Origin of the sequence: Escherichia sp. AM3, assembly GCF_032029835.1 — a bacterium.
Taxonomy (GTDB): domain Bacteria; phylum Pseudomonadota; class Gammaproteobacteria; order Enterobacterales; family Enterobacteriaceae; genus Escherichia; species Escherichia coli.
The window spans coordinates 21,036-40,640 of the sequence record NZ_JAVUPQ010000007.1; the positions used below are offsets into that span (position 1 = coordinate 21,036).

Below are 19,605 nucleotides of genomic sequence, written 5' to 3' on the forward strand. Positions count from 1 at the left end.
GTAGGTCAGATTGTTGACAACGTGGCGCTTTGTTCATGCCTGATGCGGCGCGAACGCCTTATCAGGCCTACAAAATCATGCAAATTCAATATATTGTATAAACAACGTAGGCCAGATAAGCGTAGCGCATCTGGCAGTTTTTTGGTTTGTCATCAGTCTCAGGTCAGATTGAAATCTGACCTGGCCACCTTACATTAAATCACGACGCCAGCGACAGCTTCTGCTGCGTATACTCCACCAGCCACTGACTCACACGAGATTGTTGATCCGCATTTAGCCACATGCCTTGTTTTGTGCGACGCCACAGGGCGTCGTCGGCGCGGCGGACCCATTCGTGATCCACCAGGTATTTCAGCTCCGCTTCGTAGAACTCATGACCGAAATCTTCCCCGAGATCGCTTACCGTTCCCGCATTGCCGAGCAGCAGCTCGCTGTTGCTGCCGTAAGTGCGAGCGTAATGACGCGCCAGCGATTCAGTCAGGAACGGATAGCGGCGGCGCAGGCGAGCGGCATAATCGTCGCGGTCGCCTTCAATGGCGCCACCCGGTAGCACACTCTCTTTCGTCCATGCCGGGCCAATACCCTGATAATACGGCGTTAGTTTTTCCAGCGCATGTTCCGCCAGTTTTCGGTAGGTGGTCAGCTTACCGCCGAATACCGACAGCAGCGGTGCTTTGCCATTTTCATCATGAATATCAAGGGTGTAATCACGGGTAATAGCCTGCGGCGAGTCGGACTCATCATCACACAGCGGACGCACACCGGAGTAGGTCCAGACGATATCGTCACGGCTTAACTGCTTTTTAAAGTGCGTGTTATACACATTCAGCAGGTAATTGATTTCACTCTCTTCAATCTTCACCGCTTTCGGATCGCCTTTGTACTCGACATCGGTAGTGCCGATGATGGAAAACTCGTCCATCCACGGGATCACGAACACAATACGTTTATCTTCGTTTTGCAGAATGTAGGCTTGCTTCTGGGTATGCACGCGCGGCACCACAATATGGCTGCCTTTGATCAGGCGAATGCCATAAGGCGAAGGCAGATGCATCCCGTCGTCGAAGAACTGTTTCACCCACGGGCCGGTGGCGTTAACCAAGCCGCGCGCTTGCCAGCTATATTTTTTGCCGGTATCGATATCTTCCGCTTCCACAATCCACAGGCCGTTTTCGCGGCGAGCAGAGGTGGCGCGAGTCCGAGTAAGCACTTCGCCGCCTTTACGCACCACCATCTGGGCGTTGGCGAGTACCAGACGGGCGTCGTCTACCCAACAGTCAGAATATTCGAATCCGCGCTTAATTTCCGGTTTTAACACTGAATTTGCGCCAAAACGCAAACCAGTTGATCCCGGCAAGCTGGTGCGTTTACCCAGATGATCGTACATAAACAGACCAATGCGAATCATCCACGCCGGGCGCAGATGCGGACGATGTGGCAGGCGAAAACGCATCGGGAAGGCGATATGCGGGGCCATTTTCAGCAGCACTTCACGTTCAGCCAGCGCCTCGCTGACCAGGCGGAATTCATAGTGCTCAAGGTAGCGCAGGCCACCGTGAATGAGTTTTGAACTGGCGGAAGAGGTCGCGCAAGCGAGATCCTGCGCCTCCAGCATCAGCACGGATAAACCGCGTCCAGCGGCGTCTGCCGCGATACCAGCACCATTGATGCCGCCCCCTATCACAATCAGATCTTTGGTTTCCATGCTGCCCTCATTCACTTTCGTTAAAGCTCATAAATGTTCGTTATCGAACATATTAGCAAAGAATCGCGCTTTAGGTAACATTGAAAAAACATTTTAGAGTGATATGTATAACATTATGGCGTTTATCTGCCGCTTCGACGTAAACTGTGCGGTAAATTTGCCCACTTGTTTGTAAAGAAAGAGAGACGCATGGATCAGTTCGAATGTATTAACGTTGCCGACGCGCACCAGAAGTTGCAGGAAAAAGAGGCGGTGCTGGTCGATATTCGCGATCCACAGAGTTTCGCAATGGGACATGCGGTGCAGGCTTTCCATTTAACCAACGACACGCTGGGCGCTTTTATGCGTGATAACGACTTTGACACTCCGGTGATGGTGATGTGTTATCACGGCAATAGCAGCAAAGGCGCGGCGCAGTATCTGCTGCAACAGGGCTACGATGTGGTCTATAGCATTGACGGCGGCTTTGAAGCCTGGCAACGTCAGTTTCCCGCAGAGGTGGCGTACGGCGCGTAACGCTTTATACTGTCCCCTTTTGTGTGGAATAAGCGACAGCAACGATGTTGATGATTACCTCTTTTGCTAACCCCCGCGTGGCGCAGGCGTTTGTTGATTACATGGCGACGCAGGGTGTTATCCTCACGATTCAACAACATAACCAAAGCGATGTCTGGCTGGCGGATGAGTCCCAGGCCGAGCGCGTACGGGCGGAGCTGGCGCGTTTTCTCGAAAACCCGGCAGATCCGCGTTATCTGGCGGCGAGCTGGCAGGCAGGCCATACCGGCAGTGGCCTGCATTATCGCCGTTATCCTTTCTTTGCCGCCTTGCGTGAACGCGCAGGTCCGGTAACCTGGGTGATGATGATCGCTTGCGTGGTGGTGTTTATTGCCATGCAAATTCTCGGCGATCAGGAAGTGATGTTATGGCTGGCCTGGCCATTCGATCCAACACTGAAATTTGAGTTCTGGCGTTACTTCACCCACGCGTTAATGCACTTCTCGCTGATGCATATCCTCTTTAACCTGCTCTGGTGGTGGTATCTCGGCGGTGCGGTGGAAAAACGCCTCGGTAGCGGTAAGCTAATTGTCATTACGCTTATCAGCGCCCTGTTAAGCGGCTATGTGCAGCAAAAATTCAGCGGGCCGTGGTTTGGCGGGCTTTCTGGCGTGGTGTATGCGCTGATGGGCTACGTCTGGCTACGTGGCGAACGCGATCCGCAAAGTGGCATTTACCTGCAACGTGGGTTAATTATCTTTGCGCTGATCTGGATTGTCGCCGGATGGTTTGATTTGTTTGGGATGTCGATGGCGAACGGAGCACACATCGCCGGGTTAGCCGTGGGTTTAGCGATGGCTTTTGTTGATTCGCTCAATGCGCGAAAACGAAAATAATTCCAGGGATTTATAAATGAAACAAACACAACGTCACAACGGTATTATCGAACTGGTTAAACAGCAGGGTTATGTCAGTACCGAAGAGCTGGTAGAGCATTTCTCCGTCAGCCCGCAGACTATTCGCCGCGACCTCAATGAGCTGGCGGAGCAAAACCTGATCCTGCGCCATCATGGCGGTGCGGCGCTGCCTTCCAGTTCGGTTAACACGCCGTGGCACGATCGCAAGGCCACCCAGACCGAAGAAAAAGAGCGCATCGCCCGCAAAGTGGCGGAGCAAATCCCCAATGGCTCGACGCTGTTTATCGATATCGGCACCACGCCGGAAGCGGTAGCGCACGCACTGCTCAATCACAGCAATTTGCGCATTGTCACCAACAATCTCAACGTTGCTAACACGTTGATGGTAAAAGAAGATTTTCGCATCATTCTCGCCGGTGGCGAATTACGCAGCCGCGATGGCGGGATCATTGGCGAAGCGACGCTCGATTTTATCTCCCAGTTCCGCCTTGATTTCGGCATTCTGGGGATAAGCGGCATCGATAGCGACGGCTCGCTGCTGGAGTTCGATTACCACGAAGTTCGCACCAAACGCGCCATTATTGAGAACTCGCGCCACGTTATGCTGGTTGTCGATCACTCGAAATTTGGCCGTAACGCGATGGTCAATATGGGCAGCATCAGCATGGTAGATGCCGTCTACACCGACGCCCAGCCGCCAGTAAGCGTGATGCAGGTGCTGACGGACCACCATATTCAACTGGAGCTGTGCTGATCCTGCAATGCTTCCCAGGTCAGACCAAAACGCGCCAGGTATTTGCGTAGCCGATCCGCGTCATTGACGCTGGCTTTGCCCTGGCGCGAAACATCAAAAAGCTGTCGTCCGGCAGCAGAAAGCGACTTTGCCTGGCGGCAGATAGCGATAACGTGTTCCAGTTGCATACGGTCGAAGAGATCGATGTTTTCTGCCTCTGCGCCCAGCAGTTGCGTAAGCGCGGAGGGACGGCTCTCCTGCCAGTTATAGCGCAGACGGTTTATCTCATCTTCAACCACGTCCAGAGTGATGCGTCCGCTAGTGGCAAAGGTTGCCATCCGCGTGACGCTGGCAGAAAGCTCGCGAAAGTTACCGCGCCATGTCGCCTGAGGAGATGTTGCAAAGGCCAGCCAGGCACGCCGCGCTTCGGTGTTAAAACGCACGCTGTCGCCGGTGAGTGAGGCGTGGCGCTCCACTTCATAATCCAGGTTAGGTTCAATATCTTCCTGGCGCTGGCGTAGCCCCGGCAGGGTGAAGGTCCAGAGATTGATCCGCGCGTACAGATCTTCGCGGAATTTGCCTTCGGCAACCAGCTGGCGCAAATCGCGCACCGTTCCGGCGATAAGCTGAAAATCACTGCTCACCTGGCGATCGCTGCCAAACGGGTAAAAGGTTTTCTCTTCAATGGCTTTTAGCAGCATTGCTTGTTCGTCTGCGCCCAGTTCGCCAATCTCATCAAGAAACAACATTCCGCCGTTGGCGCTGCGTAATAAACCTTCACGAGATTCCCGCGCCCCGGTAAACGCGCCTTTTACATGACCAAACAGCGTCGACATGGCGGTATCGCCGCGCAGGGTGGCGCAGTTCACTTCCACAAACGCGCCGCTAAACTGATGCCGCGCCTGTTTTAACTCGAAGATGCGTCGCGCCAGAAATGACTTGCCCGCGCCGGTTGGACCGTTAAGCAGAATCGGCGCGCGGGATTTGATCGCCACTTTTTCGATCTGCTCAATCATGCGGTTGAAGTGGGGGTTACGCGTGGCAATGCCGGACTTAAGAAAATCAAGCGTTTGCTGGCGTTCCTCGGCAAAGCGGCTGGCGATGGCGTTATAACGGCTTAAATCGAGATCGATAATCGTCACTTCACCTGCGCCGCGCGGCTGTTCTTTTTTGCGCGGAGGTGAAGATTGTATCAGCCGGGCGGGCAGGTAACGCGCTTCCGCCAGCAGAAACCAGCAAATCTGCGCGACGTGGGTGCCGGTGGTAATGTGAATTAAATAGTCTTCTTTTTCTGGCTGAAACTCGTAACCACGGGCGAAATCATGCAGGCAAGCGTAAACCTCTTCGAAATCCCACGGGTTATGCAGTTCAATCTCAACGCTCACCACTTCTGTTTCTGGCGAAACGCTGGCGATATCGCGTTTAAGCGTTTCAAATAGCGAGCGCGAGCGGGCGTCATGCAATAATTCCAGTCGATCGATGACCAACGATTCTTGCTGGCATAAACAGAGTGTCGGAAGCCATTTCGACCAGCGCTGACTGCCGCGCCCGGCATAATCCAGCACGGTACCGACAAAGCCAAAAGCCACTGTTTTACGCATCTTAGATATCCTTATAAAAGACGATATTTCATTATCGGTGAATTGGTTTTGTGGAAAATCTCCGTTTACGGACGTAAAGATTTAACCTATTTAAAAACAATGAATTAAAAAATTAATCTGCTTATTTAATTTTCTGGCACGACGGTTGCAATTATCACGACAGCAAACAACGAAAAGAGAAAAACAAAATGAATTACGAATTACTGACCACTGAAAATGCCCCGGTAAAAATGTGGACCAAAGGCGTGCCGGTAGAAGCCGATGCGCGTCAGCAACTTATTAATACGGCGAAGATGCCGTTTATTTTCAAACACATTGCGGTAATGCCTGATGTACACCTGGGTAAAGGTTCCACCATTGGTAGCGTGATCCCGACCAAAGGGGCGATTATTCCGGCGGCGGTGGGCGTGGATATTGGCTGTGGAATGAACGCGCTGCGTACCGCGTTAACGGCGGCAGACCTGCCTGAAAACCTGGCAGAGCTGCGTCAGGCGATTGAAACGGCCGTGCCGCACGGGCGTACCACTGGCCGTTGTAAACGTGATAAAGGCGCATGGGAAAACCCGCCTGTTAACGTCGATGCGAAATGGGCTGAGCTTGAAGCCGGTTATCAGTGGTTAACGCAAAAATATCCCCGTTTCCTGAATACCAATAACTATAAACACCTGGGAACGCTGGGAACCGGTAACCACTTTATTGAAATCTGCCTTGATGAGTCGGAGCAGGTGTGGATTATGCTGCACTCCGGTTCACGCGGAATTGGTAACGCCATCGGGACTTACTTTATCGATCTGGCACAAAAAGAGATGCAGGAAACGCTTGAGACGTTGCCGTCGCGTGATCTGGCGTACTTTATGGAAGGTACGGAATACTTTGATGATTACCTGAAAGCCGTGGCCTGGGCGCAGCTTTTTGCCAGCCTTAACCGCGATGCGATGATGGAAAACGTGGTAACGGCATTGCAGAGCATTACGCAGAAAACGGTCAGACAGCCACAAACGCTGGCGATGGAAGAGATCAACTGTCACCACAACTATGTGCAAAAAGAACAGCACTTTGGTGAAGAGATCTACGTGACGCGTAAAGGCGCGGTGTCTGCGCGTGCTGGTCAATATGGAATTATTCCCGGTTCGATGGGAGCGAAAAGCTTTATCGTCCGTGGGTTGGGAAATGAAGAGTCGTTCTGTTCGTGCAGCCACGGTGCCGGGCGGGTAATGAGCCGTACTAAAGCGAAAAAACTGTTCAGCGTGGAAGATCAAATTCGTGCCACCGCGCATGTGGAATGCCGTAAAGATGCCGAAGTGATCGACGAAATCCCGATGGCGTATAAAGATATTGATGCGGTGATGGCGGCACAAAGCGATCTGGTGGAAGTTATCTACACCCTGCGTCAGGTGGTGTGCGTAAAAGGATAAATGATGAAAAGGATGATTGCGCTGGATGGCGCACAGGGCGAAGGCGGCGGACAGATCCTGCGCTCGGCGCTGAGCCTGTCGATGATAACCGGCCAGCCATTTACCATCACTGGCATTCGAGCCGGACGGGCGAAACCGGGGCTGCTGCGCCAGCATCTGACCGCGGTAAAAGCGGCTGCGGAAATTTGTAGGGCAACGGTGGAAGGTGCGGAGCTGGGATCGCAGCGTCTGCTCTTCCGGCCTGGCACCGTGCGGGGCGGCGATTACCGCTTTGCTATCGGTAGCGCCGGAAGTTGTACGCTGGTGCTGCAAACTGTGCTGCCCGCGCTGTGGTTTGCCGATGGACCTTCGCGTGTTGAAGTGAGCGGCGGTACCGATAACCCGTCGGCGCCACCTGCGGATTTTATCCGCCGGGTGCTGGAGCCGCTGCTGGCGAAAATGGGAATTCATCAGCAAACCACGCTGTTACGCCACGGTTTTTACCCTGCCGGAGGCGGTGTGGTGGCAACGGAAGTCTCGCCCGTGGCATCGTTTAACACCTTGCAACTTGGCGAGCGCGGGAACATTGTGCAGATGCGTGGAGAAGTTCTATTAGCTGGTGTGCCGCGCCATGTTGCTGAGCGTGAAATCGCTACACTGGCGGGGAGTTTTTCCCTGCATGAACAGAATATTCATAACCTGCCGCGCGACCAGGGGCCGGGTAATACCGTCTCGCTTGAAGTCGAAAGTGAAAATATCACCGAACGCTTTTTTGTCGTCGGTGAAAAGCGCGTCAGTGCCGAGGTGGTTGCGGCACAGTTGGTGAAAGAGGTGAAACGCTACCTGGCAAGCACGGCGGCGGTGGGGGAATATCTTGCTGACCAACTGGTGCTACCGATGGCGCTGGCGGGCGCGGGGGAATTTACGGTCGCCCATCCCTCATGCCATCTGCTGACCAATATCGCGGTGGTGGAGCGTTTCTTGCCGGTGCGGTTTAGTTTGATAGAAACAGATGGCGTAACGCGGGTGAGCATTGAATGATGCAGAGATGTAAGCCGGATCTGGCGCGTTATCCGGCTAAACTTACACGCCGTACCCCATCATCTTCAGCAATTGCTGGGCGTGTTGTACCGCATCCTGGCGATGGGCCACGCCGAGTTTCTGATACAGATTGCGGATATGCGTTTTGATGGTGGTTGCCGCGACTTCCAGTTCTCCGGCAATTTGCTCATTGCTGTAACCAGAGTAGATCAGCCCCAGTACCTGCCATTCACGTTGCGTCAGCGGGCTGGTGCGGATCAGTTCAGGTACTTCAGGATGATTTAGCAGACGTTCAACGAAATTCTCATCGAAATGGGCGAATTTATGCCGATGATGTTGATTGATTTCTCGCAGAATACGCTGCGCGCGATGCTGTTCCAGTTCCGGCAGCGTATTAAGCTGAATCAGCTGACGCAGTTGTTGCGCCATCGCTTCGCCTTCGATGACAAAATGGCTGATAAATCCGGTGCGATTCGCCAGTTTTAATGCGTCCAGCAACACGCGCTGGGCGTCACTTTTACGTCCGGCCTGCCAGTACAGTTGATTAAGCAGCAACAGGTTACGGTTGAGATCGCTCATCAACCGCAGACTCCGGGCATTTTCATTGAGTTCTTCGAGAACAATTTCCGCAGGTTCAAACTCGCCCAGCAAGATTTGTGCACGGGCAATGTTGCGCCATTGACCTTGCAGGAAGTGGTTGTTCGCAAACTCCGGTTTAGCCGTATGACGCAACCAGTTGGCAGCGGCGGCTTTATCACCGGTCATTTGCCAGTAAATCACCCGGACTTTGTTGGCGTTAGAGATCCAGTCGCTGTGATATTTGCCATTCCCCAGCAGATTTTCCAGACGGTTCAGCTGGCTACGGGCGTTATCTAAATCACCACGGGCCAGCGAGCATTGAATCAACATTGCCAGGCACTGAAGCTGTTGCTGTGGCTGATAAGACGACAAGACTTCAATCCCGCTACGCGCCGACGCTTCGGCTTCATCCAGCCGCGCCCAGGCCCATAACAGTTGTGCTCGGATGCGCACCAGAAACTCATGCATTGGCAGCTGTTCCAGATGCTGCTCGTTGATCAGCTGGAATGCTTTTTCCTGCGTTTCCCACGCGGTTTGCAGGAACCCTTGGGCAAACAGAATTTCACTTTGCTGGATTAAACTCCACAAAGCGTAGTGCCAGACATCGTGCTGGCGTGCCATCTGTTCGGTTTGCTGCATTAGCGCCAGTGAGCGGGTCAATTCGCCTTTGCAGTGCAGCACTTCACCCAGCACCGAGGTTGCCACAATGCGGCTATAGAACCAGCCCGGCGGCAGCTCTTCCAGTGCCAGTTTTGCCAGCCGTTCCGCTTCATCCGGATTACCATCGTTAATCGCCACCTGGGCGCGCAGAGCGTTAAATTCTGCGTGCATGGTGTCTTCTCTGATGTACTTGATTTCATGTTCAGCACGGGCTAGCAGGGTGTTAACTTCGCCGTAGCGATGTTGGCTTTGCATCAGCCACGCCTGCAATAACACCAACTGCGGATTTTCCAGCAAGCTGTCCCACGGCAGGGCCTTAAGCGACTCTTCCAGCAGCGACAGTTCGCTATGGTTGAACAGACTCCAGGCGTGATTAAGCAGAATATCGCGCAGCATCAGCGCATCGCCTGCCGCCAGCGCATGATGAATCGCTTCGCTGGGAAATCCCTGGGCCATCCAGCTTTCTGCGGCGGCACGGTGGATTTCCGGCAGCTCCGCCGCCAGTTCCCACTGGCAGCGCTGGCGCAGGAAGTTACCAAACAGCGGGTGATAGCAGAACCACTCGCCGGTATCATCCATCCGCTGTAAAAACAGCCCCTGACGCTCAATCTCTTCGAGGCGCATTTGCCCGTTTTCTTCGCCGGTCACACGGGTGATGAGTGCATCGTTCATTGAGCGCAAAATGGCGCTTTTCAACAGAAAATGGCGCGTTGCGAGATCGACGTTATCCAAAACCTCATCGACCAGATAATCCGAAAGATGGCTGGCATTGATTCCCGCCAGGCGGCGTGCCGACTTATGGGCTGAGTGGGTATTCTGCCGGGCGGAGAGGGCGATTAGCTGTAGTGCCGTCGCCCAACCGGAAACGTCATCGCAAATCCGACTGCTTTCTGCGGCTTCAATCGGCGATGACAGACGGCAATCAAAAAACTGCTTCGCTTCCTGATGGGTAAATGCCAGTTGCTGACTGCCAATTTCCAGCAGTTGATCACGAACACGCAGATTGGCAATGCCCAGTTGCGGAAGGTTGCGTGACAACACCACCAGGGTGAGATTTTCTGGTTGATGGCGAATAAAGAAGCGCATTGACTCGTGGATCACTGGATTAGTGATCAGATGATAGTCATCGATGACCAGATAAAGTGGGCTATGCCATTCCGCCAGCTCAATGAAAAGCTGGGCGAAGAGTGACGTCAGGCTGGCATATTGCCGTTTTTGCGCCATCGTCTCACATATCGCACAGTGACCGTTGGTTGCCTGCTGCACGGCGGCAATGAGATAGCTGGCGAAACGCTCTTGCTGGTTATCACCTTCATCCAGCGAGTACCAGCCGATATCGTTTTTGCCTGCCGCCCACTGGGAAATGAGGGTGGTCTTTCCGTAGCCCGCAGGACTCGTGATCAGCGCCAGCCGGAAGTTGTTCGCGCCGGAAAGTTTAGCCAGCAGGCGCTCACGAACCACGGTATGGTCGAGTCGAACCGGACGACTGAGTTTTGACGGAATCAGCATAGTTAATCACTTCACTGTGGAAAATGAGGAAATATTATTTTTTTTGCGCTTCGTAATTAATGGTTATAAGGTCGGCCAGAAACCTTTCTAATGCAAGCGATGACGTTTTTTTATGTGTCTGAATTTGCACTGTGTCACAATTCCAAATCTTTATTAACAACTCACCTAAAACGACGCTGATCCAGCGTGAATACTGGTTTCCCTTATGTTCATCAGATTCATTTAAGCAAGGGTTTCTTCTTCATTCCTGATGAAAGTGCCATCTAAAAAGATGATCTTAATAAATCTATTAAGAATGAGATGGAGCACACTGGATATTTTACTTATGAAACTGTTTCACTCCTTTACTTAATTTATAGAGTTACCTTCCGCTTTTTGAAAATACGCAACGGCCATTTTTTGCACTTAGATACAGATTTTCTGCGCTGTATTGCATTGATTTGCTGCTAATCCTGTGGTTTGCACTAGCTTTAAGTGGTTGAGATCACATTTCCTTGCTCATCCCCGCAACTCCTCCCTGCCTAATCCCCCGCAGGATGAGGAAGGTCAACATCGAGCCTGGCAAACTAGCGATAACGTTGTGTTGAAAATCTAAGAAAAGTGGAACTCCTATGTCACAACCTATTTTTAACGATAAGCAATTTCAGGAAGCGCTTTCACGTCAGTGGCAGCGTTATGGCTTAAATTCTGCGGCTGAAATGACTCCTCGCCAGTGGTGGCTGGCAGTGAGTGAAGCACTGGCCGAAATGCTGCGTGCTCAGCCATTCGCCAAACCGGTGGCGAATCAGCGACATGTTAACTACATCTCAATGGAGTTTTTGATTGGTCGTCTGACGGGCAACAACCTGTTGAATCTCGGCTGGTATCAGGATGTACAGGATTCGTTGAAGGCTTATGACATCAATCTGACTGACCTGCTGGAAGAAGAGATCGACCCGGCGCTGGGTAACGGTGGTCTGGGACGTCTGGCGGCGTGCTTCCTCGACTCAATGGCAACTGTCGGTCAGTCTGCGACGGGTTACGGTCTGAACTATCAATATGGTTTGTTCCGCCAGTCTTTTGTCGATGGCAAACAGGTTGAAGCGCCGGATGACTGGCATCGCAGTAACTACCCGTGGTTCCGCCACAACGAAGCACTGGATGTGCAGGTAGGGATTGGCGGTAAAGTGACGAAAGACGGACGCTGGGAGCCGGAGTTTACCATTACCGGTCAAGCGTGGGATCTCCCCGTTGTCGGCTATCGTAATGGCGTGGCGCAGCCGCTGCGTCTGTGGCAGGCGACGCACGCGCATCCGTTTGATCTGACTAAATTTAACGACGGTGATTTCCTGCGTGCCGAACAGCAGGGCATCAATGCGGAAAAACTGACCAAAGTTCTCTATCCAAACGACAACCATACTGCCGGTAAAAAGCTGCGCTTGATGCAGCAGTACTTCCAGTGTGCCTGTTCGGTAGCGGATATTTTGCGTCGCCATCATCTGGCGGGGCGTAAACTGCACGAACTGGCGGATTACGAAGTTATTCAGCTGAACGATACCCACCCAACTATCGCGATTCCAGAACTGCTGCGCGTGCTGATCGATGAGCACCAGATGAGCTGGGATGACGCCTGGGCCATTACCAGCAAAACTTTCGCTTACACCAACCATACCCTGATGCCAGAAGCGCTGGAACGCTGGGATGTGAAACTGGTGAAAGGCTTACTGCCGCGCCACATGCAGATTATTAACGAAATTAATACTCGCTTTAAAACGCTGGTGGAGAAAACCTGGCCGGGCGATGAAAAAGTGTGGGCCAAACTGGCGGTGGTGCACGACAAACAAGTGCATATGGCGAACCTGTGTGTGGTTGGCGGTTTCGCGGTGAACGGTGTTGCGGCGCTGCACTCGGATCTGGTGGTGAAAGATCTGTTCCCGGAATATCACCAGCTATGGCCGAACAAATTCCATAACGTCACCAACGGTATTACCCCACGTCGCTGGATCAAACAGTGCAACCCGGCACTGGCGGCTCTGTTGGATAAATCACTGAAAAAAGAGTGGGCTAACGATCTCGATCAGCTGATCAATCTGGAAAAATTCGCTGATGATGCGAAATTCCGTCAGCAATATCGCGAGATCAAGCAGGCGAATAAAGTCCGTCTGGCGGAGTTTGTGAAAGTTCGTACCGGTATTGAGATCAATCCACAGGCGATTTTCGATATTCAGATCAAACGTCTGCATGAGTACAAACGCCAGCACCTGAATCTGCTGCATATTCTGGCGTTGTACAAAGAAATTCGTGAAAACCCGCAGGCTGATCGCGTACCGCGCGTCTTCCTCTTCGGCGCGAAAGCAGCACCGGGCTACTACCTGGCGAAGAATATTATCTTTGCGATCAACAAAGTGGCTGACGTGATCAACAACGATCCGCTGGTTGGCGATAAGTTGAAGGTGGTGTTCCTGCCGGATTATTGCGTTTCGGCGGCGGAAAAACTGATCCCGGCGGCGGATATCTCCGAACAAATTTCGACTGCAGGTAAAGAAGCTTCCGGTACCGGCAATATGAAACTGGCGCTCAATGGTGCGCTTACTGTCGGTACGCTGGATGGTGCGAACGTTGAAATCGCCGAGAAAGTCGGTGAAGAAAATATCTTTATTTTTGGTCATACCGTGGAACAAGTGAAGGCAATTCTGGCCAAAGGCTACGACCCGGTGAAATGGCGGAAGAAAGATAAGGTGCTGGACGCAGTATTGAAAGAGCTGGAAAGCGGTAAATACAGCGACGGCGATAAGCATGCCTTCGACCAGATGCTGCACAGTATCGGCAAACAAGGCGGCGATCCGTATCTGGTGATGGCGGATTTCGCAGCCTATGTTGAGGCACAAAAGCAGGTGGATGTGCTGTACCGCGACCAGGAGGCCTGGACTCGCGCGGCGATCCTCAATACCGCCCGCTGCGGTATGTTTAGCTCGGATCGCTCTATTCGCGATTATCAGGCTCGTATCTGGCAGGCAAAACGCTAAGGAAGCTCGATGGAAAGCAAACGTCTGGATAATGCCGCGCTGGCGGCGGGGATTAGCCCCAATTACATCAATGCCCACGGTAAACCGCAGTCGATTAGCGCCGAAACCAAACGGCGTTTGCTTGACGCGATGCATCAACGTACCGCCACGAAAGTGGCGGTAACGCCAGTCCCGAATGTCATGGTTTATACCAGCGGCAAAAAAATGCCGATGGTGGTGGAGGGCAGCGGCGAATATAGCTGGCTGCTGACCACCGAAGAAGGAACACAGTACAAAGGCCATGTAACGGGGGGCAAAGCGTTCAATCTACCGACGAAGCTGCCGGAAGGTTATCACACGCTGACACTCACCCAGGACGACCAGCGCGCGCATTGCCGGGTGATTGTCGCCCCGAAGCGCTGTTACGAACCGCAGGCGTTGCTGAATAAACAAAAGCTGTGGGGTGCCTGCGTCCAGCTTTATACGCTGCGATCGGAAAAAAACTGGGGTATTGGGGATTTTGGCGATCTCAAAGCGATGCTGGTGGATGTGGCAAAACGTGGCGGGTCGTTCATCGGCCTGAACCCGATTCATGCGCTCTATCCGGCAAATCCGGAGAGTGCCAGCCCATACAGCCCGTCTTCTCGCCGTTGGCTGAATGTGATTTATATCGACGTTAACGCCGTTGAAGATTTCCATCTTAGCGAAGAGGCTCAGGCCTGGTGGCAGTTGCCGACCACGCAACAGACGCTGCAACAGGCGCGCGATGCCGACTGGGTCGATTACTCCACGGTTACCGCCCTAAAAATGACAGCATTACGAATGGCGTGGAAAGGTTTCGCGCAACGTGATGATGAGCAGATGGCCGCGTTTCGCCAGTTTGTTGCAGATCAAGGCGACAGCCTGTTCTGGCAGGCAGCCTTTGATGCGCTACATGCCCAGCAAGTGAAAGAGGACGAAATGCGCTGGGGCTGGCCTGCATGGCCAGAGATGTATCAGAACGTGGATTCACCAGAAGTGCGTCAGTTCTGCGAAGAACATCGTGATGACGTTGATTTTTATCTCTGGTTGCAGTGGCTGGCTTACAGCCAGTTTGCCGCCTGCTGGGAGATAAGCCAGGGCTATGAAATGCCGATTGGCTTGTATCGTGATCTGGCGGTTGGCGTAGCGGAAGGTGGGGCGGAAACCTGGTGTGACCGTGAACTGTATTGCCTGAAAGCGTCGGTTGGCGCGCCGCCGGATATCCTCGGCCCGTTGGGGCAGAACTGGGGATTACCGCCAATGGACCCGCATATTATTACCGCGCGTGCCTATGAACCGTTTATCGAGCTGTTGCGTGCCAATATGCAAAACTGCGGCGCATTACGAATTGACCATGTGATGTCGATGCTGCGTTTGTGGTGGATACCGTATGGCGAGACGGCAGATCAGGGCGCGTATGTTCACTATCCGGTGGATGATCTGCTTTCGATTCTGGCACTCGAAAGTAAACGTCATCGCTGTATGGTGATTGGTGAAGATCTCGGTACCGTACCGGTAGAGATTGTCGGTAAGCTGCGCAGCAGCGGTGTGTACTCCTACAAAGTGCTCTATTTCGAAAACGACCACGAGAAGACGTTCCGTGCACCGAAAGCGTATCCGGAGCAGTCGATGGCGGTTGCGGCGACACATGACCTGCCTACGCTACGCGGCTACTGGGAGAGCGGGGATCTAACGCTGGGCAAAACCCTGGGGCTGTATCCGGATGAAGTGGTACTGCGCGGTCTGTATCAGGATCGCGAACTGGCGAAGCAAGGGCTGCTGGATGCACTGCATAAATATGGTTGTCTGCCAAAACGTGCCGGGCATAAGGCATCGTTGATGTCGATGACGCCGACGCTTAATCGTGGTTTGCAGCGCTACATTGCCGACAGTAACAGTGCTCTGTTAGGACTACAGCCGGAAGACTGGCTGGATATGGCCGAACCGGTGAATATTCCTGGCACCAGTTACCAGTATAAAAACTGGCGGCGCAAGCTCTCCGCAACGCTTGAGACGATGTTTGCCGATGATGGCGTGAACAAGTTGCTGAAGGATTTGGACAGACGGCGCAGAGCTGCAGCGAAGAAGAAGTAGAGTGCGGTTGATGCCGGATGCGATGCATCCGGCAGTCAGTGTTATCAAATCACCATATTCAGCAGCAGACAGCCTACCAGACCGCACACCGAGATAATGGTTTCCAGCATCGACCAGGATTTGATGGTCTCGCCGATAGTCAGGTTAAAGTACTCTTTGAACAGCCAGAAGCCCGGATCGTTCACATGAGAGAAAATCACACTACCGGAACCAACCGCAATAACCATCAGCTCCGGGCTAACACCCGTCGTTGCAATCAGCGGTGCCGCGATACCACCCGCAGTGATTGCCGCAACGGTTGCGGAACCCAGCGCGATACGCAGTACGGCAGCAATCGACCAGGCCATCAGCAGCGGAGAAATGTTGGTTTCGTGCATCATGGAAGCAATGTATTTGTCCACGCCGCTGTCTACCAGCACCTGCTTGAACGCACCGCCACCACCGATGATCAACAGCATCATCGCAATGATTTTGATGGAAGAAACCAGCGTGTCGTTAATCTGATCCATTGAACGACCACGGTTTAGACCAAAGGTGAACATCGCAATCAGCACGGCAATCAGCGTTGCCATTACCGGGTCACCGAGGAACTCCGCTACCGGCAGGAAAGCGTGACCTTTCGGCAGGATCATTTCGGCAATCGCACGCATCGCCATCAGTACTACCGGCACCAGAGAGGTCCAGACGCTGACGCCAAAGCTCGGCATCTCTTCTTCGCTGAAGGTTTTCGCGCTGTACAGACCTTCCGGAATTGGCTTATCGATACCTTTCAACACGCGAGCGTAAACCGGACCGGCGAGAATCACGGTCGGGATTGCCAGAATAGTACCGTACAGCAGGGTTTTACCCATATCGGCATTGAAAATGGTGGCAATCGCAGTCGGACCCGGATGCGGTGGCAGGAAGCCGTGGGTCACAGACAGTGCAGCTGCCATTGGTACACCAACATACAGCAGTGGAATATTCGCAGAAGCCGCGATGGTAAACACCAGCGGCAGCATCAGCACAAAGCCCACTTCATAGAACAGGGCAAAACCAACGGTAAAACCGGTCAGTACCACCGCCCACTGGATGTGTTTTTTACCAAATTTGGCAATCAGCGTGGTGGCGATACGTTGTGCGCCACCGCAGTCTGCCAGCATTTTGCCCAGCATTGCGCCAAAACCCATGATCAGGGCAAGGCTACCGAGCGTCCCGCCGACACCGGCTTTGATGGAGCCAATAACTTTATCCAGCGGCATTCCTTGCATTAATCCAACAGCAAGCGCCACGAGGACGAGAGCGATGAAGCCGTTCATTTTGAAGCGGATCATCAGGAGCAACAACAAGATTACACCGATAGCAACAATGACTAATGGCATGATTTACCTGGCCTTTCATTTGTTATGGGTAACGTCAATTTTCTGACGACAAACTCTAATTATCCCAATCGGGAACAGAGATATTGCGGCACCACGACTGATACCCACTAAAACTAATTATTGTAGTCAGATGTCAGGAGTATGTTTGGTACCCATGTGAATGATACGGGTAACATCTGGCGTTTGAGAATCACCAGAGCGGGGTAAATTTAAATTATGAGAGGTTGGTCATATTATCGCGGGGAAACGAAGGGAGGGATTTGCCAAAGCAATGCTGCGCCAACGTCTGGCACATGTTCAATGTAGGCCCGAAATGACGCTTTAGCGTCGCATCGGGCAATCTACAAAAGAGGGGATAACTTAGTAGTAGGAGTGTTCGCCGCGCTGGTGTTCGGTGAGATCGCGCACACCTTTCAGCTCCGGGAATTCGTTTAGCAGCTGCTTCTCGATCCCTTCTTTCAGCGTCACATCCACCATGGAACAACCGTTACAGCCGCCGCCAAATTGCAGAATGGCGTAACCGTCTTCGGTGATTTCCATCAGCGAAACGCGACCACCGTGACCAGCAAGCTGTGGGTTGATCTGCGACTGCAGCATATACTCCACGCGCTCCATCAGCGGTGCATCGTCTGCCACTTTACGCATTTTGGCGTTAGGCGCTTTCAGCGTTAACTGAGAACCCAACTGGTCGGTAACAAAGTCGATCTCTGCATCTTCCAGGTATGGTGCGCTTAACTCATCAACATACGCGGTCAGCAGGTCAAATTTCAGGGCAGTGTCGGTGGCTTCCACGGCATCCGGCGGACAATAAGAAACACCACATTCAGCGTTAGGCGTGCCAGGGTTAATCACAAATACGCGGATTTGTGTCCCTTCTTCCTGATTTGCCAGCAGTTTGGCAAAGTGCGCTTGTGCAGCATCGGAAATACGGATCATAGTAATGGCCTAATAGTTGACTATTTTAGTTGGTTATAATACGCCCATCATCGAGGCTCTACAAGGTTCGACAAAGGCACCAGACCTGGACAGTCGCCGCACCATTGCGTAAAAGCAACTGCGCAATCTCTGCGACGGTACTTCCGGTGGTAACGACATCATCCACAATCACCATATGGCGACCTTGCACGGGCAATTCAAGACGAAAGGCATTTTTCAGGTTGCGCTTGCGCAGCCGGGCACTGAGAAAATGCTGGGTCGCAGTGGCCCGTGTACGTGTGACGGCTTCGCTATCCCATTGGCAGTGCAACCAGCGTGATAACGGCTGACACAGCAAATCGCTCTGATTAAATCCCCGACGCCAGTGACGCCGCTGCCATAACGGAACGCTGATGATGCGATCCGGCAATTGCAACCCGGTGGTGCGACGAGCGTGCAAGACTTCCAATAGTAACAGACGTGACAGGGCGCTGGCGATTTCACTGCGCCGGGAAAATTTAAGCTGGTGGATGAGCAGACTTAACGGCGGCGCATAGTCGGCAACTGTGACCAGTCTTTGCCAGGGCGGCGGTTTTTGCAGGCAGCGACCGCAGGGAAGATGGGAGTGTGTGGCGGGTAATCCACATTGTGGGCATAACGTTTTATCTGTGCGGGTGGCGCGTGAACAGACCGAACAAATCCCCCAATGACCTAACGCCAGTGGCATTCGGCATAGCCAGCATAATCCCGGTACTGTTAGCATATGTTCATCCTTGTAAGTCAAAAGAGAACAATAGCGGATGAATAACATCTGGTGGCAGACCAAAGGTCAGGGGAATGTTCATCTTGTGCTGCTGCACGGATGGGGACTGAATGCCGAAGTGTGGCGTTGCATTGACGAGGAACTTAGCTCGCATTTTACGCTGCACCTTGTTGACCTGCCCGGCTTCGGGCGTAGCCGGGGATTTGGTGCGCTGTCACTTGCTGATATGGCCGAAGCCGTGCTGCAACAGGCACCTGATAAAGCCATTTGGTTAGGCTGGAGTCTGGGCGGGCTGGTGGCAAGCCAGATTGCGTTAACCCATCCCGAGCGTGTTCAGGCGCTGGTCACCGTGGCGTCGTCACCTTGTTTTAGTGCTCGTGACGAGTGGCCGGGGATAAAACCGGACGTGCTGGCGGGATTTCAGCAGCAACTCAGTGATGATTTTCAGCGTACAGTGGAGCGGTTCCTGGCGTTACAAACCATGGGGACTGAAACGGCGCGCCAGGATGCGCGGGCGTTGAAGAAAACCGTTCTGGCGTTACCGATGCCGGAGGTTGACGTGCTTAATGGCGGGCTGGAAATCCTGAAAACGGTCGATCTCCGTCAGCCGCTGCAAAACGTGTCCATGCCGTTTTTGCGATTGTATGGCTATCTCGACGGTCTGGTGCCGCGCAAAGTGGTGCCGATGCTGGATAAACTTTGGCCTCACAGCGAATCATATATCTTCGCCAAAGCGGCCCATGCGCCGTTTATTTCGCATCCGGTCGAGTTTTGTCACCTGCTGGTGGCGTTGAAGCAGAGGGTGTAGGCAACTTTTGAAATGGCGAGACAGA

General features: G+C 53.0%; 14 protein-coding genes. 8 read left to right on the top strand and 6 right to left on the bottom strand.

What is annotated here, in order from left to right:
• Positions 1-199: 199 nt before the first annotated feature.
• Entirely contained in the window at positions 200-1,705 is a 1,506-nt protein-coding gene (gene glpD / locus RTW80_RS05130; RefSeq protein ID WP_000448135.1) for a glycerol-3-phosphate dehydrogenase, read from the bottom strand.
• A 189-nt stretch (positions 1,706-1,894) separates the two neighbouring features.
• Here glpD and glpE point away from each other — a divergent pair, with 189 nt between their 5' ends.
• Genes glpE through RTW80_RS05145 form a run of 3 tightly spaced genes read left to right on the top strand, consistent with a single transcriptional unit; the run spans position 1,895 to position 3,871 of the window.
• Positions 1,895-2,221 carry a thiosulfate sulfurtransferase GlpE gene (gene glpE / locus RTW80_RS05135; protein ID WP_000371928.1) on the top strand — a complete coding sequence of 109 codons (327 nt, stop codon included), beginning with the start codon at positions 1,895-1,897 and terminating at the stop codon, positions 2,219-2,221.
• Positions 2,222-2,265: 44 nt separating this feature from the next.
• Positions 2,266-3,096 (top strand): rhomboid family intramembrane serine protease GlpG, encoded by an 831-nt coding sequence (gene glpG / locus RTW80_RS05140; RefSeq protein WP_000928723.1) that lies wholly within the window; start codon positions 2,266-2,268, stop codon positions 3,094-3,096.
• A gap of 16 nt (positions 3,097-3,112) precedes the next feature.
• The gene (locus RTW80_RS05145) at positions 3,113-3,871 is read left to right on the top strand and encodes a DeoR/GlpR family transcriptional regulator (protein WP_000815100.1); all 759 of its coding nucleotides are present in this window, start codon (positions 3,113-3,115) and stop codon (positions 3,869-3,871) included.
• On the opposite strand, the gene rtcR is transcribed toward RTW80_RS05145, so the two are convergent.
• Entirely contained in the window at positions 3,853-5,451 is a 1,599-nt protein-coding gene (rtcR, locus tag RTW80_RS05150; RefSeq protein WP_001232881.1) for a DNA-binding transcriptional regulator RtcR, read from the bottom strand. The genes RTW80_RS05145 and rtcR overlap by 19 nt on opposite strands.
• Positions 5,452-5,639: 188 nt before the next feature.
• On the opposite strand from rtcR, the gene rtcB reads away from it, so the two are divergent.
• Positions 5,640-6,866, top strand: a complete 1,227-nt coding sequence (gene rtcB / locus RTW80_RS05155) for an RNA-splicing ligase RtcB (protein WP_001105482.1) — start codon at positions 5,640-5,642, stop codon at positions 6,864-6,866.
• Between the two features lie 3 nt (positions 6,867-6,869).
• Positions 6,870-7,886 (top strand): RNA 3'-terminal phosphate cyclase, encoded by a 1,017-nt coding sequence (rtcA, locus tag RTW80_RS05160; protein ID WP_001300557.1) that lies wholly within the window; start codon positions 6,870-6,872, stop codon positions 7,884-7,886.
• Positions 7,887-7,928: 42 nt separating this feature from the next.
• On the opposite strand, the gene malT is transcribed toward rtcA, so the two are convergent.
• Positions 7,929-10,634, bottom strand: a complete 2,706-nt coding sequence (malT, locus tag RTW80_RS05165) for an HTH-type transcriptional regulator MalT (protein WP_032247282.1) — start codon at positions 10,632-10,634, stop codon at positions 7,929-7,931.
• 611 nt (positions 10,635-11,245) lie between these two features.
• Between malT and malP the strand changes: the two genes are divergently transcribed.
• Positions 11,246-13,639, top strand: coding sequence for a maltodextrin phosphorylase (malP, locus tag RTW80_RS05170; RefSeq protein ID WP_000081903.1), 2,394 nt, complete (start codon positions 11,246-11,248; stop codon positions 13,637-13,639).
• Between the two features lie 9 nt (positions 13,640-13,648).
• Complete coding sequence (gene malQ / locus RTW80_RS05175) at positions 13,649-15,733, top strand: 4-alpha-glucanotransferase (protein WP_000444340.1); 2,085 nt, start codon at positions 13,649-13,651, stop codon at positions 15,731-15,733.
• Positions 15,734-15,777: 44 nt separating this feature from the next.
• On the opposite strand, the gene gntT is transcribed toward malQ, so the two are convergent.
• The 3 genes from gntT to gntX all read right to left on the bottom strand — a co-directional run bounded on the left by gntT (position 15,778) and on the right by gntX (position 18,772).
• Positions 15,778-17,094, bottom strand: a complete 1,317-nt coding sequence (gene gntT / locus RTW80_RS05180) for a gluconate transporter (protein WP_001131758.1) — start codon at positions 17,092-17,094, stop codon at positions 15,778-15,780.
• Between the two features lie 360 nt (positions 17,095-17,454).
• On the bottom strand, positions 17,455-18,030 hold the full coding sequence (gene nfuA, locus RTW80_RS05185) for a Fe-S biogenesis protein NfuA (RefSeq protein WP_000619389.1): 576 nt from the start codon (positions 18,028-18,030) through the stop codon (positions 17,455-17,457).
• Positions 18,031-18,088: 58 nt separating this feature from the next.
• A complete protein-coding gene (gene gntX / locus RTW80_RS05190; RefSeq protein ID WP_001297265.1) occupies positions 18,089-18,772 on the bottom strand; it encodes a DNA utilization protein GntX in 684 nt (227 codons plus the stop codon).
• Between the two features lie 37 nt (positions 18,773-18,809).
• Here gntX and bioH point away from each other — a divergent pair, with 37 nt between their 5' ends.
• On the top strand, positions 18,810-19,580 hold the full coding sequence (bioH, locus tag RTW80_RS05195; protein WP_001060071.1) for a pimeloyl-ACP methyl ester esterase BioH: 771 nt from the start codon (positions 18,810-18,812) through the stop codon (positions 19,578-19,580).
• Positions 19,581-19,605 lie beyond the last annotated feature (25 nt).

What these genes read in the sequence shown, in the direction of transcription:
- rtcA (WP_001300557.1), top strand. Translation starts at nt 6,870, where the DNA reads ATGAAAAGGATGATTGCGCTGGATGGCGCACAGGGCGAAGGCGGCGGA.
- bioH (WP_001060071.1), top strand. Translation starts at nt 18,810, where the DNA reads ATGAATAACATCTGGTGGCAGACCAAAGGTCAGGGGAATGTTCATCTT.
- glpE (WP_000371928.1), top strand. Translation starts at nt 1,895, where the DNA reads ATGGATCAGTTCGAATGTATTAACGTTGCCGACGCGCACCAGAAGTTG.
- rtcB (WP_001105482.1), top strand. Translation starts at nt 5,640, where the DNA reads ATGAATTACGAATTACTGACCACTGAAAATGCCCCGGTAAAAATGTGG.
- gntT (WP_001131758.1), bottom strand. Translation starts at nt 17,094, where the DNA reads ATGCCATTAGTCATTGTTGCTATCGGTGTAATCTTGTTGTTGCTCCTG.
- malP (WP_000081903.1), top strand. Translation starts at nt 11,246, where the DNA reads ATGTCACAACCTATTTTTAACGATAAGCAATTTCAGGAAGCGCTTTCA.
- RTW80_RS05145 (WP_000815100.1), top strand. Translation starts at nt 3,113, where the DNA reads ATGAAACAAACACAACGTCACAACGGTATTATCGAACTGGTTAAACAG.
- gntX (WP_001297265.1), bottom strand. Translation starts at nt 18,772, where the DNA reads ATGCTAACAGTACCGGGATTATGCTGGCTATGCCGAATGCCACTGGCG.
- rtcR (WP_001232881.1), bottom strand. Translation starts at nt 5,451, where the DNA reads ATGCGTAAAACAGTGGCTTTTGGCTTTGTCGGTACCGTGCTGGATTAT.
- malQ (WP_000444340.1), top strand. Translation starts at nt 13,649, where the DNA reads ATGGAAAGCAAACGTCTGGATAATGCCGCGCTGGCGGCGGGGATTAGC.
- malT (WP_032247282.1), bottom strand. Translation starts at nt 10,634, where the DNA reads ATGCTGATTCCGTCAAAACTCAGTCGTCCGGTTCGACTCGACCATACC.
- nfuA (WP_000619389.1), bottom strand. Translation starts at nt 18,030, where the DNA reads ATGATCCGTATTTCCGATGCTGCACAAGCGCACTTTGCCAAACTGCTG.
- glpG (WP_000928723.1), top strand. Translation starts at nt 2,266, where the DNA reads ATGTTGATGATTACCTCTTTTGCTAACCCCCGCGTGGCGCAGGCGTTT.
- glpD (WP_000448135.1), bottom strand. Translation starts at nt 1,705, where the DNA reads ATGGAAACCAAAGATCTGATTGTGATAGGGGGCGGCATCAATGGTGCT.